Genomic DNA, 12,576 nt, shown 5'->3' with positions numbered 1-12,576 from the left:
TCTAAAATTAGAATTATTATTTAGCACTCAGGATTGAGTTTTCGATATTCATTTGCCTCAATATCGTAGCGCTTTAATTTATTGTAAAGTGCTCCACGTGAAAGATTAAGTGCGATAGCAACCTGTCGCAGATTACCTTTTTTCTCTATCAGACAGCGTTCAATGATCATTTTTTCACTATCCTTAAGATTATAGTTTTTTGTGCGTCCATCATGAACAGCCAAAGCATTACAGACAGAATTCTGTAATTCATCGGGTAAGTCTTTATCATTTATTACCTCAGCTTCTGTGAGGTTTATTGTTCGTTCGACGATGTTCTCCAGTTCTCTAACATTACCTGGCCAGTCGTAGTTTTCCATATGACTAAGGGCTGAATCTGAAAATTTCACGCAGTTTCGATTGAATGCTCGACTGATTTTTTCGCAAAACCATTCTACTAGTTCTCTAAGATCTTCTTTTCTTGCTCTTAATGGTGGAATAGGCAAGCTAATAACATTAAGACGAAAATAGAGGTCACGGCGGAAGGAACCATGTTCGATATCTTTTTTTAGATCCCGATTGGTTGCAGCAATAATTCTGACGTTAACCTTCATCGGACGCTTGCCGCCTATACGCATCACTTCACCTTCTTGCAATACTCTCAAAAGGCTAGCCTGCGCTTCAAGTGGCATATCGCCTATTTCGTCCAGAAATAGTGTACCACCATCAGCAAGCTCGAATTTCCCCGCTGCACCACCTCGCTTTGAACCAGTATATGCACCATCCTCATAGCCAAATAATTCACTCTGCACGAGATCTCGAGGAATAGCACCACAGTTAACCGCGAGAAAAGGTCCTGAATTACGATGACTACCGTTATGAATTGACTGAGCAAAAAGCTCTTTTCCTGTTCCGCTTTCTCCAGTCAGGAGAACAGTACTATCGCTTCGCCCGACGCTTCGGGCCTTATTGCGTGTATCCTGCATCACACGTGACTCACCGAGGATCATATCGAAGTTGTAGATGGCGGTACTACCAATAACACGATGAGCCATGTCGCGTACGCGTCGGTTGTCACGCATCGAAATCACTCGACCACCTTCAGGCGTGATGACTACAGAGATCACACATGAAATACGAGAATCAGATACGGGGCAGAACGTAATATTACGGTCTTTACTGGCTGGTAATGCTTTAACTGAACAGCCATCTGGGCATAATACTTCGTCAACATCGCGAAAAAGGACATCTTCCTGAATACCTAATACCTTACGGGCATAACAATTTAACTGACGAATCACCCCCAACTCGCTGATAACCAAAACCCCTTCATTAAGTGACTCCATCACCGACTCCTGCTCGTTTACCAACCGACGCAGAATAAGTTGCTGAGATATCGCTTCTGCGGCAGCCTGAACTGTGCCTAACGTATGGTAATGGAAACAACCAGGATCAGCAGTAAGGGTCAGAATGCCAAGCATTCCACCGTTTTCATCTCTGATGGGAGCTGCCGCGCAATGTTTACCTCGTACGCGTAGCGCTTCTTTATAGTTCTCAGCGCTCAGCAAATAGACCAGCCGGTTCTCTTTGAGACAACGTCCAGTACAGTTTGTACCTTGTACCGTTTCGCAAAGAATACTACCGATCGGCGTCAAGTCCTGGCCGCAATAATGTAGGGTCACTCCGTTAGCATCTGTCAGGTTGATATGTCCATCAGGGTTGTAGGCCAGCAAGTTACGCATGATTTCACGAGCGATGGAAATCAGTAGTGAATTTCTCGCCATTATTCGGCGCAGTTCCCCCTGTTCGCAAAATTGATATTCGAAGTGATGCGCATCTATGCCATTGGTATGGCTTCGTAGCCATGATGCATGAACAACAGAGCGTAATCCTTTAGGTTTTTCCCCCTTTTCGAACTCTGCCCAGGCTCTATCCAGTTCATCGGTGTACTGAGCAAAACCTTGTTCATGGTTAAGCCGGGCAATCCGCTCGCATTCTTCATCCCAGATATCACTGATGCTTTGGCTCATCTATTTCATTCTCTGTAAATTTTAATATGTTCATTCTATATACATGTTGTGTCATTGTGTCTTTTTTATGAACATATTGTGATCGTTATCTATTTTTATTTCTTTATGAAACATCGAGATACGATTTGGCACATCTGTTGCTATTAGAACAGTGTCTCCCTACAAAGACATAAACTAGAAAAATCAATATGGAGTAAAATGAAATGTCTACACGAAAGCACAACGTGCCTTACCTCATATTCATATGTGCCATTGCATCTATTAGCGGGATCATACTCGGTTACGATGCTTCCGTTATTTCTGGCGTCATAGATCCGCTTACTGAACATTTGTCACTCTCACCAGCGGAAAGCGGATGGGCAGTTTCAAACGTCATTCTGGGTTGTATTGCGGGTGCCTGGGGGGTCGGACGCTTCACAGACCGTTTTGGCCGCAAAGTAACCTTGATCGTCACAGCTATTCTGTTCACCATTTCCGCTATCGGGTCGGCATTAGCCAATGATCTCACCTGGTTTGTTATCTACCGTATGATTGGCGGATTGGCCGTGGGTATGGCATCAGCTGTTACCCCTCTCTATATCGCGGAAGTATCCCCGAAAGACCTTCGTGGTCGGATGCTGGGAATGCAGCAGATGCTGATGGTAGGCGGTCAATTAGTTGTTTACATCGTAAATTACCTGATTGCCAGAGGAATGGCGCATGAATGGGTCGTGTCTATGGGCTGGCGTTGGATGCTGGCATCTGCACTCATTCCCTGCGTGCTATTCCTTGTGATGGCTTTCTTTATGCCAGAATCGCCACGCTGGTATGCGATGCGCAACCAGAGAGAAAAGTCACTGAAGGTACTGACCTCGCTGTCCAACCCAGGACATGCCGAGCGCTTATATGCTGATATTCGTATCTCCATCGCCACCGATTCTGCTTTGCAGAGTACACCAACATCTCATGGCATTCTGCGGGATAAAAAATCGTCTTACATCCTGTGGATAGGCTGCGCTATCGCCGTCTTACAGCAGGTCTCCGGCATCAATATCCTGATGTACTTTGCGCCTTCACTTCTACAAAACGTTACCGGAAACACACAGGATTCCCTCTTTCAGAGTATTTTCCTTGGCCTCGCACTATTGGCTGGAGTGAGCATTGCGCTGGTGGCCTTTGACCGCGTCGGACGAATCCCGTTGCTACGCTGGGGGGCATTGGGCTGTGCTGCCTTCCTGTTATTCACCTCATGGGCCTTTATGAGTGAAGCAAAAGGGTATCTCCCGGTCGTCGGCTTAGTCGGATTTATTTTTGTGTTTGGTATGTCCTGGAGCCTCGGAGCCTGGTTACTGATATCTGAGATCTTCCCTAATCGCATGCGGGCCGTTGCCATGGGTTATGCGTTTTGCTCCCTGTGGATTTCGAACTTCATCGTTACTCAGAGCTTCCCGATGATGAACCGCAATTCTGTATTAATGGAGCATTTCCATGGGGCATTCCCTCTGCTGTTATGCAGCGGATTCAGCATTATCGCTTTCTGGTTTGTTGGCCGTTTTCTGCCGGAAACCAAGGGTGTTTCGCTGGAACATATCGAACCGTTAATGCTTTCAAAATCCCGTCGGTTTGGCGGCGAGCAGGAGATGCTCGTCACGCCAAAATCTGTTTCGCAAAAATAATTAACCAATACCCTATATCTAAGGAGAATGAGATGTCAGTTAAAAACATTGTACGCATCGGTCTTATTGGCGCAGGTCGTATGGGCAGTTTTCATGGTGAAACTGTTGCTCAACGTGTACCAGGCGCAACTCTGATTGCCGTTGCCGATCCGGTTCCGGGCGCAGCAGAAAAATTAGCCGCCAGACTGGGAGCAAAAAAATCGTATACGGATCCGCAAGATCTGCTGAACGATCCTGAAATCGATGCCGTTGTGATCGCTTCTCCGGCACGTACCCACGCTGAACTGGTCGTCGCCGCAGCCAAAGCGGGTAAAGGTGTATTTTGTGAGAAGCCAATGGCAGTCACCCTGGAAGATGCAGATAAAGCCATTAATGCGGCTAAAACAGCCGGAGTTGCTCTACAGGTAGGTTTCAACCGTCGATTTGCTAGTGGTTTTGCTACAGCGTATGAAGAGATAAAAGCGGGTAAAATTGGCGTACCACAACTGTTGCGTTCAACGACTCGCGACCCCGGTCTGGGGGATCCAACGCCAATCCCGCACTGGACCATTTTCCTTGAAACACTGATCCACGATTTTGACATCCTGCTGCACCTTAATCCGGGCGCGAAACCCACCCGTGTTTATGCGGTTGCCGATGCATTAGTGCGGCCCGATTTTAAAGATCGTGGCCTGCTGGACACCGCAGTCGTGAATATTTGCTTCGACAATGGTGCGTTCGCCACTGCTGAAGCTAACTTCCAGGCAGTGTATGGCTATGACGTTCGTGGTGAGGTTTTCGGTAGTAAAGGTATGTTACAGGCAGGAAATATCAATGTGAACAACTGCGTGCGTTACACCGCTGACGGTATCTCTATTGACACAGCACGTCGTGATACTGACCTACTTCATGATGCCTATGTTGCAGAAGTGACCGACTTCGTACATTGCGTTGCAACGGGCGCCACGCCGAAAGCATCCGGTGAAGATGCACGTAATGCATTGGAAGTCGCGCTGGCATGTATCGCATCTGTTCAACAGTCTCAGCCGATTAAGCTCTAAGGATTAAAATATGTCTACTTACTCACTGTCGGTCTGCGCTGAAATGGTATTCCTTGATCTGCCATTCATTGAGCGCGTTGAACGCATTCACGCTATGGGATTTGGCGTGGAGATTTGGGACTGGACCCAAAAAGATATTGATGCGCTGGTGAAAACCGGTGCCCGCTTTACCTCAATGACAGGCTACATCTCTGGCAACCTGACCGATGATGAAGCAATTGATCACCTGCTTTCCAGCGCCAGTCAGTCACTCGAGGCCGCTCGCCGCCTTGGCTGCCCGTCTCTCAACTTGCACGGCACAGGACTGAACAATGTTGGTCGCCCGGTGAAACCAGTTGAAATTGTAACGGGTGAAATGTGGCTGAAAGCGAAAAAGACGCTGGATGCCCTTGCAGCTATGGGGGAGAAAACAGGCAAGGTATTCACTTTGGAAAACCTGAATACCGCCGTTGATCATCCGGGAACACCTTTCGCTAAAGCAGAGGATACTATGGCCCTGGTGAGCGCAGTGAACAGCCCATACCTGAAAATGAATCTGGATATTTATCACGCGCAGATCGGTGAAGGTAACCTGGTCGAGCTTATCCGCAAATGTGAGAAACATATCGGTGAAATTCAGGTTGCCGATGTTCCGGGCCGTAAAGAGCCGGGTACCGGTGAGATCAACTATAAGGCTGTAGCCCGTGCATTGAAAGGGATTAACTATCAAGGCGTGGTCGCGATGGAAGGTTGGGCATCGGGTGATTCCGTCGTCGCACTTGAAGCCTTCCGCGAAGCGTTCACGCTATAAGAGTTAACATCCTTAAGCGCTCATTTTGCATCGTTTCTAAGCTAAGGAAGCGATGCATTTATTGTAAAGGATAGAATGATGAACGTATCAACACGTATTCATGTTGGCGTTAGCCCGCTCTCCTGGACTAACGATGTACTCGAAGATCTCGGTGGCGACATCCCACTGGAAACCTGTCTGGCAGAAGCGGCGGTGGCTGGCTACAAAGGAATTGAACTTGGCCGAAAGTTTCCGCGATCCATCGACACACTTGAGGCATTACTGAATCAAGCTAAGCTTAAGCTTGCCTCTGGTTGGTATAATGGCCTGATGGCTGAACGAAGTTTTGAGGATGAGTTAGCAGCGGTACGCGATCATGCCATGTTATTGAAATCACTGGGTGCAAAAGTCATGGTATATGGTGAGTGCGGCGCAATGCCCGGACTCACGCCACTCGATGAGCCCCTGTCGAAATCTCCTGCCTTAGGACATATTAATCTGCCTCAGTACGCAGAAAAAGTGAATAAGTTGGCCGTCTCTTTATTGAAGAACTATGGTTTACGTCTGGCTTATCATCACCATTTGATGATGGTTGTTGAAACCGACGATGAGCTGAAAGCCTTCCTGAAAGCGACTCATGACTTAGTCGGCATCGTCCTGGACTGTGGGCATGCAACCGCGGCAGGCGTAGATATCGAATGGGTACTTGAAAAGTATGGCAACCGTGTGGCACATGTCCATCTAAAAGATGTTCGTGGTGAAGTACTCGATAACGTCATTAACAATAACCTGAGCTTCAATGATGCAGTAAGAGCCGGTCTTTTTACTGTGCCAGGCGAGGGGATAGTTAATTACGCTCCGGTTATTCATTTTCTTAAAAACTCAACCTACGAAGGCTGGATTATCATAGAAGCCGAACAGGATCCTGAAAAAGCACCACCTTTAGAGACAGTAAAAAAAGCGCGCGCATGGGTTAAAAGCGAGCTGGGTATTTAGCATTTGAACAGGTTTGCTGTAGGTTTTTGGCGCTCGTTGAGCGCCTTTTTTGACCTTTGGCCACACCCACCCGTATTTCATTATGTTGAACCGACTAGTTTGTAATAACGATCCCACTGACCCGGAGGCTGCGACGGGTTGAATTAATTGATTCCAGAAAACGCTTACGACTGTCGCTCAGATCTCGGGAAAGTAATGCTGCCGCTTTATCTGTTTCCTGATCCCTGAGGGCGCTAACAATCTCTACGTTCTCTTTCCAGGCTGGGTTAGTGGGCTCTTTATCCTACCATCCTGGCGCGTAACCCCATTGGACCGGATCGAGGTGCAGCTGTTCATCGCGTTCGTTCACGAGCAAAACTTTAGTCCCCGGCGCCACGTTGTAACGCCCAATCGGCTCAGGTCGTATGCAATGTCGCGCTCGGCTTCATCCGCCAGGTATGCAAGATATTCTTCACGGGTTTGTGATTGAGCAAAGCGTCCGTGCATGGTTACCTCCAGTCTTCAGACTGAAAGTATAGATGTTGGAATAGAGTCGGACAGTACAGCAGTGGTTTATGACGGAATCACATCCCCGGTAGAAAAAAAGTGGGCGTCAATCAGGCTGTTTTTCGGGGCATAACGGGGGCAGCAGAGTTGATGGGGACACATTTGGGGACACCAGAATGTCCATTCACGGCCTTGAACGTCCGTCTGTGTAATAGTGTAACTCATTGAATATCCGCTAAGTCACTGAAAGGCGGTTTTTTTCATCTCCTATCTCATAAATCGGTATTTTCGATACATCTTTGCCATTGCGTGCGGTAACAGAACAATATCAGAATAACATATTATAAATCATATGATTAGGTTCGACTTGCGTACCCTGATAATCCCCGGGCAAGGGTCTATGCTTATAAAAAGCGCTAAATGAGGCAATACCCCTGCTGCAGAAGGGTTGAAGTGATAATCATTATCACTAACATGGCGGTATGCCTTGATGGCGCCAACCTGGAGGTCTATCGATGGAAGTACAAGCAGGAACCTTTAATCCCGCCGATTTCAGCTGGCAGGGACTGACCATGACGCCGGCCGCTGCCGCGCATATTCGCGATCTGATGCGTAAGCAGCCGGACAAAAAGGGGCTACGGCTGGGTATCAAAACCAGCGGCTGCGCCGGTTTTGGCTATGTGCTCGAAATGATTGCCGAGCCGGCGCCCGACGATCTGCTCTTTGAATCTGACGGGGCGAAGCTGTTTGCGCCGCTGCAGGCGATGCCGTTCATTGACGGCACGGAGCTGGATTACGTCCGGGAAGGTTTAAATGAAATCTTTAAATTTCATAACCCGAAAGCGCAGCACGAGTGCGGCTGCGGCGAAAGTTTTGGGGTGCAGGCGGAGTAACTATGTCGCGTAATACTGAAGCAACAGACGATGTCAAAACCTGGACCGGCGGCCCGCTCAATTATAAAGAGGGCTTTTTCACTCGCCTGCAGACCGATGAGCTGGCCAAAGGCATTAATGAAGAGGTGGTTCGCGCCATCTCCGCCCGCCGCAATGAGCCGCAGTGGATGCTGGAGTTCCGGCTCAATGCCTACCGGGCGTGGCTGGAGATGGAAGAGCCGCACTGGCTGAAGGCGCATTACGATAAGCTGAATTATCAGGATTACAGCTACTATTCCGCCCCCTCCTGCGGCAACTGCGATGAGACCTGCGCCTCCGAGCCCGGCGCGGTGCAGCAGACCGGGGCCAACACCTTCCTGACCAGCGAGGTGGAAGAAGCCTTTAACCAGCTGGGCGTGCCGGTGCGCGAAGGGCGCGAGGTGGCGGTGGACGCGATATTCGACTCGGTGTCGGTGGCGACCACCTACCGTGAAAAGCTGGCGGAGCAGGGGATCATCTTCTGCTCTTTCGGCGAGGCGATCCACGACCATCCGGAACTGGTGAAAAAGTATCTGGGGACCGTGGTGCCGGGCAATGACAACTTCTTTGCCGCGCTGAACGCCGCGGTGGCTTCGGATGGCACCTTTATCTATGTGCCGAAGGGCGTCCGCTGTCCGATGGAGCTGTCGACCTATTTCCGCATCAACGCCGAAAAGACCGGCCAGTTCGAACGCACCATTCTGGTGGCCGATGAAGGCAGCTACGTCAGCTACATTGAGGGCTGCTCGGCGCCGGTGCGCGACAGCTATCAGCTGCACGCCGCGGTGGTGGAAGTCATCATCCATAAAGACGCGGAAGTGAAATACTCCACGGTGCAGAACTGGTTCCCGGGGGATAACAACACCGGCGGGATCCTCAACTTTGTCACCAAACGCGCCCTGTGCGAAGGGGAGAACAGCAAAATGTCATGGACCCAGTCGGAAACCGGCTCGGCCATCACCTGGAAATACCCCAGCTGCATCCTGCGCGGCGATAACTCAATCGGCGAATTCTTTTCGGTGGCGCTGACCAGCGGCCATCAGCAGGCGGACACCGGCACCAAAATGATCCATATCGGCAAGAACACCCGCTCGACCATCATCTCGAAAGGGATCTCCGCCGGACACAGCCAGAACAGCTATCGCGGGCTGGTCAAAATCATGCCGACCGCGACCAACGCCCGCAACTTCACCCAGTGCGATTCGATGCTGATCGGCCCGGACTGCGGGGCGCATACCTTCCCGTATGTGGAATGTCGCAACAACAGCGCCCAGCTGGAGCACGAAGCGACCACCTCGCGGATCGGTGAGGACCAGCTGTTCTACTGCCTGCAGCGCGGGCTCAGCGAAGATGATGCCATCTCGATGATCGTCAACGGCTTCTGTAAAGACGTCTTCTCCGAACTGCCGCTGGAGTTCGCCGTCGAAGCGCAAAAATTGCTGGCCATTAGCCTTGAGCATAGCGTCGGCTGATAATTAAGGAAAAAAGATGTTAAGTATTCAAGATTTACACGTCGCCGTCGAAGATAAAGCGATCCTGCGCGGGCTGAACCTTGAGGTGCGTCCGGGGGAGGTCCACGCCATTATGGGGCCGAACGGCTCGGGGAAAAGTACGCTTTCGGCCACCCTGGCCGGGCGCGAAGATTACGAGGTCACCGGCGGCAGCGTCGAATTTAAGGGCAAAAACCTGCTGGAGCTCGCCCCGGAAGATCGCGCCGGGGAAGGCATCTTTATGGCCTTCCAGTATCCGGTGGAGATCCCCGGCGTCAGCAACCAGTTCTTCCTGCAGACCGCGCTGAATGCCGTGCGCAGCTATCGCGGCCAGGAGCCGCTGGATCGCTTCGACTTTCAGGATTTAATGGAAGAGAAAATCAGGTTGCTGCAGATGCCGGAAGATCTGCTGACCCGTTCGGTGAACGTGGGTTTCTCCGGCGGCGAGAAAAAGCGCAACGACATTCTGCAGATGGCGGTGCTTGAGCCGGAGTTGTGCATTCTCGATGAATCGGATTCCGGGCTCGACATCGATGCCCTGAAAATCGTCTCCCAGGGCGTGAACGCGCTGCGCGATGGCAAACGCGCCTTCATCATCGTCACTCACTATCAGCGCATCCTTGACTATATCAAGCCGGACTATGTCCATGTGCTGTATCAGGGGCGGATTGTGAAGTCGGGGGATTTCACTCTCGTCAAACAGCTGGAGGAGCAGGGCTATGGCTGGCTTACCGAACAGCAGTAATGCGCTGCAGCAGTGGCACCATCTGTTTGAAGCGCAGGGCGACCAGCGTACGCCGGAGGCCAGCCAGCATCTGCAGCAGCTGTTGCGCCTGGGTCTGCCGACGCGCAAGCAGGAGGACTGGAAATACACCCCGCTGGACGCGCTGATTAACGGCCGCTTCGTCGCCGATGAGGGAGCGTCGATCAGCGCCGAACAGCGTGACGCGCTGGCGCTGCCGCTGGACGCCTGGCGACTGGTGTTTATCGACGGTCGCTATCATCCTGAGCTGAGCGACGATCTCGCCGCCAGCGGCGTGGAGGTCAGCGTCGATAACCAGCGCCAGCATCTGCCGGATGCCCTCCAGCCGGAGGTGTTTCTCCATCTGACCGAAAGCCTGGCGCAGACGGTGACCCGCCTGCGCGTGCCGCGCAACCGCCGCCTGGATAAGCCGCTGCTGCTGATGCATATCACCCGCGGCCTGGCCGGCGATGCGCTGAATACCGCTCACTATCGTCACCACCTGGCGCTGGAGAGCGGGGCGGAGGCGACGATTATCGAGCACTATCTTAGCCTTGATGAGCAACCGCACTTCACCGGCGGGCGGCTGACCATGACGGTGGCGGACAACGCGCGCCTGCAGCACATCAAGCTGGCGTTCGAGAACGCGCACAGCTACCACTTCGCCCATAACGACCTGCTGCTGGGCCGCGACGCCTCGGCTTTCAGCAGCAGTTTCCTGCTCGGCGGTCAGGTGCTGCGTCATCACACCAGCACGCGTCTGGGCGGCGAAAACAGCGACCTGCGTCTTAACTCGCTGGCGATGCCGGTGAAAAATGAGGTCTGCGACAGCCGCACCTGGCTGGACCACCAGGTGGGGTACTGCACCAGCCGCCAGCTGCATAAAACCATTGTCAGCGATAAGGGCCGGGCGGTGTTTAACGGGCTGATCAACGTCGCGCCGCATGCGCTGAAAACCGACGGCCAGATGACCAACAACAATCTGCTGCTCGGGCGGCTGGCGGAGGTCGACACCAAACCGCAGCTGGAGATTTACGCCGATGACGTGAAATGCAGCCACGGGGCGACGGTAGGGCGCATTGACGAAGAACAGCTGTTCTATCTGCGCTCGCGCGGGATTGAACAGCAGGCGGCGCAGCAGATGATCCTCTACGCCTTCGCCGCCGAGCTTACCGAAGCTATCCGCAGCGACGCGCTCAGAGAGCAGGTGCTGGCGCGGATTGGAGAGCGTTTGCCGGGAGGCACAGCATGACATTTTCAGTAGAACGGGTTCGCGCCGATTTTCCGGTACTGAGCCGGGAGGTCAACGGCCAGCCGCTGGTCTATCTTGACAGCGCCGCCAGCGCCCAGAAACCGGAGGCGGTGATTGGCGCCGAAGCGGAATTCTATCGCCACGGCTACGCGGCGGTGCATCGTGGGATCCATACCCTCAGCGCGGAAGCCACCGCGCGGATGGAGGCGGTGCGCCAGCAGGCGGCCATCTTCCTTAACGCCGGCTCGGCGGAGGAGCTGGTATTCGTGCGCGGCACCACCGAGGGCATTAACCTGGTGGCCAACAGCTGGGGAAATGCCAACGTCGGCGCCGGGGATAACATCATCATCAGCGAGATGGAGCACCACGCCAACATCGTACCGTGGCAGATGCTCTGCGCCAGGGTAGGGGCTGAGCTGCGGGTGATCCCCCTCAACCCGGACGGCACCCTGCAGCTGGACGTGGTTCCCGGGCTGTTTGACCAGCGTACCCGCCTGCTGGCGATAACCGAAGTCTCCAACGTGCTGGGGACGGAAAACCCGCTGTCGGCGCTGATTGCCCTTGCGCATCAGCATGGCGCGAAAGTGCTGGTGGACGGCGCCCAGGCGGTGATGCACCACCCGGTGGACGTTCAGGCGCTGGGCTGCGATTTTTATGTCTTCTCCGGCCATAAACTGTACGGCCCGACCGGGATCGGCGTGCTCTACGCCCGGGCCGAGCTGCTGCAGACGATGGCGCCATGGGAAGGGGGCGGGTCGATGATCGCCACCGTCAGCCTGACGGAGGGCACCACCTGGAACCTGGCGCCGTGGCGCTTTGAGGCCGGCACGCCGAATACCGGGGGGATCATTGGCCTCGGCGCGGCGCTGAGCTACGTCAGCCAGCTGGGACTGACCCAGATCGCCGAATACGAGCAGACGCTGATGCGCTACGCGCTGGAGGCCCTGCGCGCGGTGCCGGATCTGATCCTCTACGGTCCGGCGCAGCGTAAAGGGGTGATTGCCTTTAACCTCGGCCAGCATCACGCCTATGACGTCGGCAGCTTCCTCGATAACTACGGGATCGCCGTGCGGACCGGGCATCACTGCGCCATGCCGCTGATGGCCCGCTATCAGGTACCGGCCATGTGTCGGGCGTCGCTGGCGATGTACAATACCACGGAAGAGGTGGACCGCCTGGTGGCCGGCCTCCAGCGGATCCGCAAACTATTAGGGTAAAGGACGTGA

The 12,576-nt window shown here is 53.1% G+C and carries 10 protein-coding genes and 1 pseudogene; 9 read left to right on the top strand and 2 right to left on the bottom strand.

Features of this window, described 5'->3' with window-relative positions:
* Positions 1 to 20 precede the first annotated feature (20 nt).
* Positions 21 to 2,009 carry a sigma 54-interacting transcriptional regulator gene (locus tag QLG03_RS00355; protein WP_085550991.1) on the bottom strand — a complete coding sequence of 663 codons (1,989 nt, stop codon included), beginning with the start codon at positions 2,007 to 2,009 and terminating at the stop codon, positions 21 to 23.
* A gap of 203 nt (positions 2,010 to 2,212) precedes the next feature.
* On the opposite strand from QLG03_RS00355, the gene QLG03_RS00350 reads away from it, so the two are divergent.
* The 4 genes from QLG03_RS00350 (at position 2,213) to iolE (ending at position 6,469) form a co-directional block, all read left to right on the top strand.
* Positions 2,213 to 3,664 carry a sugar porter family MFS transporter gene (locus QLG03_RS00350; RefSeq protein ID WP_101866327.1) on the top strand — a complete coding sequence of 484 codons (1,452 nt, stop codon included), beginning with the start codon at positions 2,213 to 2,215 and terminating at the stop codon, positions 3,662 to 3,664.
* A 32-nt stretch (positions 3,665 to 3,696) separates the two neighbouring features.
* Positions 3,697 to 4,704: a Gfo/Idh/MocA family oxidoreductase gene (locus tag QLG03_RS00345; RefSeq protein WP_023290082.1), complete on the top strand. Its 1,008-nt coding sequence runs from the start codon at positions 3,697 to 3,699 to the stop codon at positions 4,702 to 4,704.
* A 10-nt stretch (positions 4,705 to 4,714) separates the two neighbouring features.
* Positions 4,715 to 5,494, top strand: coding sequence for a TIM barrel protein (locus QLG03_RS00340; protein ID WP_255987832.1), 780 nt, complete (start codon positions 4,715 to 4,717; stop codon positions 5,492 to 5,494).
* 78 nt (positions 5,495 to 5,572) lie between these two features.
* Positions 5,573 to 6,469, top strand: a complete 897-nt coding sequence (gene iolE, locus QLG03_RS00335; protein ID WP_255988027.1) for a myo-inosose-2 dehydratase — start codon at positions 5,573 to 5,575, stop codon at positions 6,467 to 6,469.
* 286 nt (positions 6,470 to 6,755) lie between these two features.
* On the opposite strand, the pseudogene QLG03_RS00330 reads toward iolE, so the two are convergent.
* Positions 6,756 to 6,955, bottom strand: a pseudogene (locus tag QLG03_RS00330) (SOS response-associated peptidase family protein); the annotation flags it as partial.
* Between the two features lie 515 nt (positions 6,956 to 7,470).
* Here QLG03_RS00330 and sufA point away from each other — a divergent pair.
* From sufA to sufS, 5 genes are read left to right on the top strand one after another with little or no spacing between them, the layout of a single operon-like run.
* Positions 7,471 to 7,848 (top strand): Fe-S cluster assembly scaffold SufA, encoded by a 378-nt coding sequence (gene sufA, locus QLG03_RS00325; RefSeq protein WP_004143232.1) that lies wholly within the window; start codon positions 7,471 to 7,473, stop codon positions 7,846 to 7,848.
* 2 nt (positions 7,849 to 7,850) lie between these two features.
* Positions 7,851 to 9,338, top strand: a complete 1,488-nt coding sequence (gene sufB / locus QLG03_RS00320; protein ID WP_255987831.1) for a Fe-S cluster assembly protein SufB — start codon at positions 7,851 to 7,853, stop codon at positions 9,336 to 9,338.
* 16 nt (positions 9,339 to 9,354) lie between these two features.
* Positions 9,355 to 10,101, top strand: coding sequence for a Fe-S cluster assembly ATPase SufC (sufC, locus tag QLG03_RS00315; protein WP_032453238.1), 747 nt, complete (start codon positions 9,355 to 9,357; stop codon positions 10,099 to 10,101).
* Positions 10,076 to 11,350: a Fe-S cluster assembly protein SufD gene (gene sufD, locus QLG03_RS00310; protein ID WP_101861722.1), complete on the top strand. Its 1,275-nt coding sequence runs from the start codon at positions 10,076 to 10,078 to the stop codon at positions 11,348 to 11,350. The genes sufC and sufD overlap by 26 nt, the downstream gene beginning before the upstream one ends.
* Entirely contained in the window at positions 11,347 to 12,567 is a 1,221-nt protein-coding gene (sufS, locus tag QLG03_RS00305; protein WP_048335955.1) for a cysteine desulfurase SufS, read from the top strand. Before sufD ends, sufS begins: the two co-directional genes overlap by 4 nt.
* The last annotated feature ends 9 nt before the right edge of the window (positions 12,568 to 12,576 follow it).

This window comes from Klebsiella sp. V115_8 (assembly GCF_029967715.1).
In the GTDB taxonomy this organism is placed as follows: Bacteria; Pseudomonadota; Gammaproteobacteria; order Enterobacterales; family Enterobacteriaceae; genus Klebsiella; species Klebsiella quasipneumoniae.
This window is presented reverse-complemented; position numbering and strand designations above follow the sequence as displayed.

Excerpts from the sequence above, each read along its gene's own strand:
- sufC (WP_032453238.1), top strand. The coding sequence starts at position 9,355 with ATGTTAAGTATTCAAGATTTACACGTCGCCGTCGAAGATAAAGCGATC.
- QLG03_RS00340 (WP_255987832.1), top strand. The coding sequence starts at position 4,715 with ATGTCTACTTACTCACTGTCGGTCTGCGCTGAAATGGTATTCCTTGAT.
- sufD (WP_101861722.1), top strand. The coding sequence starts at position 10,076 with ATGGCTGGCTTACCGAACAGCAGTAATGCGCTGCAGCAGTGGCACCAT.
- QLG03_RS00350 (WP_101866327.1), top strand. The coding sequence starts at position 2,213 with ATGTCTACACGAAAGCACAACGTGCCTTACCTCATATTCATATGTGCC.
- iolE (WP_255988027.1), top strand. The coding sequence starts at position 5,573 with ATGAACGTATCAACACGTATTCATGTTGGCGTTAGCCCGCTCTCCTGG.
- sufA (WP_004143232.1), top strand. The coding sequence starts at position 7,471 with ATGGAAGTACAAGCAGGAACCTTTAATCCCGCCGATTTCAGCTGGCAG.
- QLG03_RS00355 (WP_085550991.1), bottom strand. The coding sequence starts at position 2,009 with ATGAGCCAAAGCATCAGTGATATCTGGGATGAAGAATGCGAGCGGATT.
- sufB (WP_255987831.1), top strand. The coding sequence starts at position 7,851 with ATGTCGCGTAATACTGAAGCAACAGACGATGTCAAAACCTGGACCGGC.
- QLG03_RS00345 (WP_023290082.1), top strand. The coding sequence starts at position 3,697 with ATGTCAGTTAAAAACATTGTACGCATCGGTCTTATTGGCGCAGGTCGT.
- sufS (WP_048335955.1), top strand. The coding sequence starts at position 11,347 with ATGACATTTTCAGTAGAACGGGTTCGCGCCGATTTTCCGGTACTGAGC.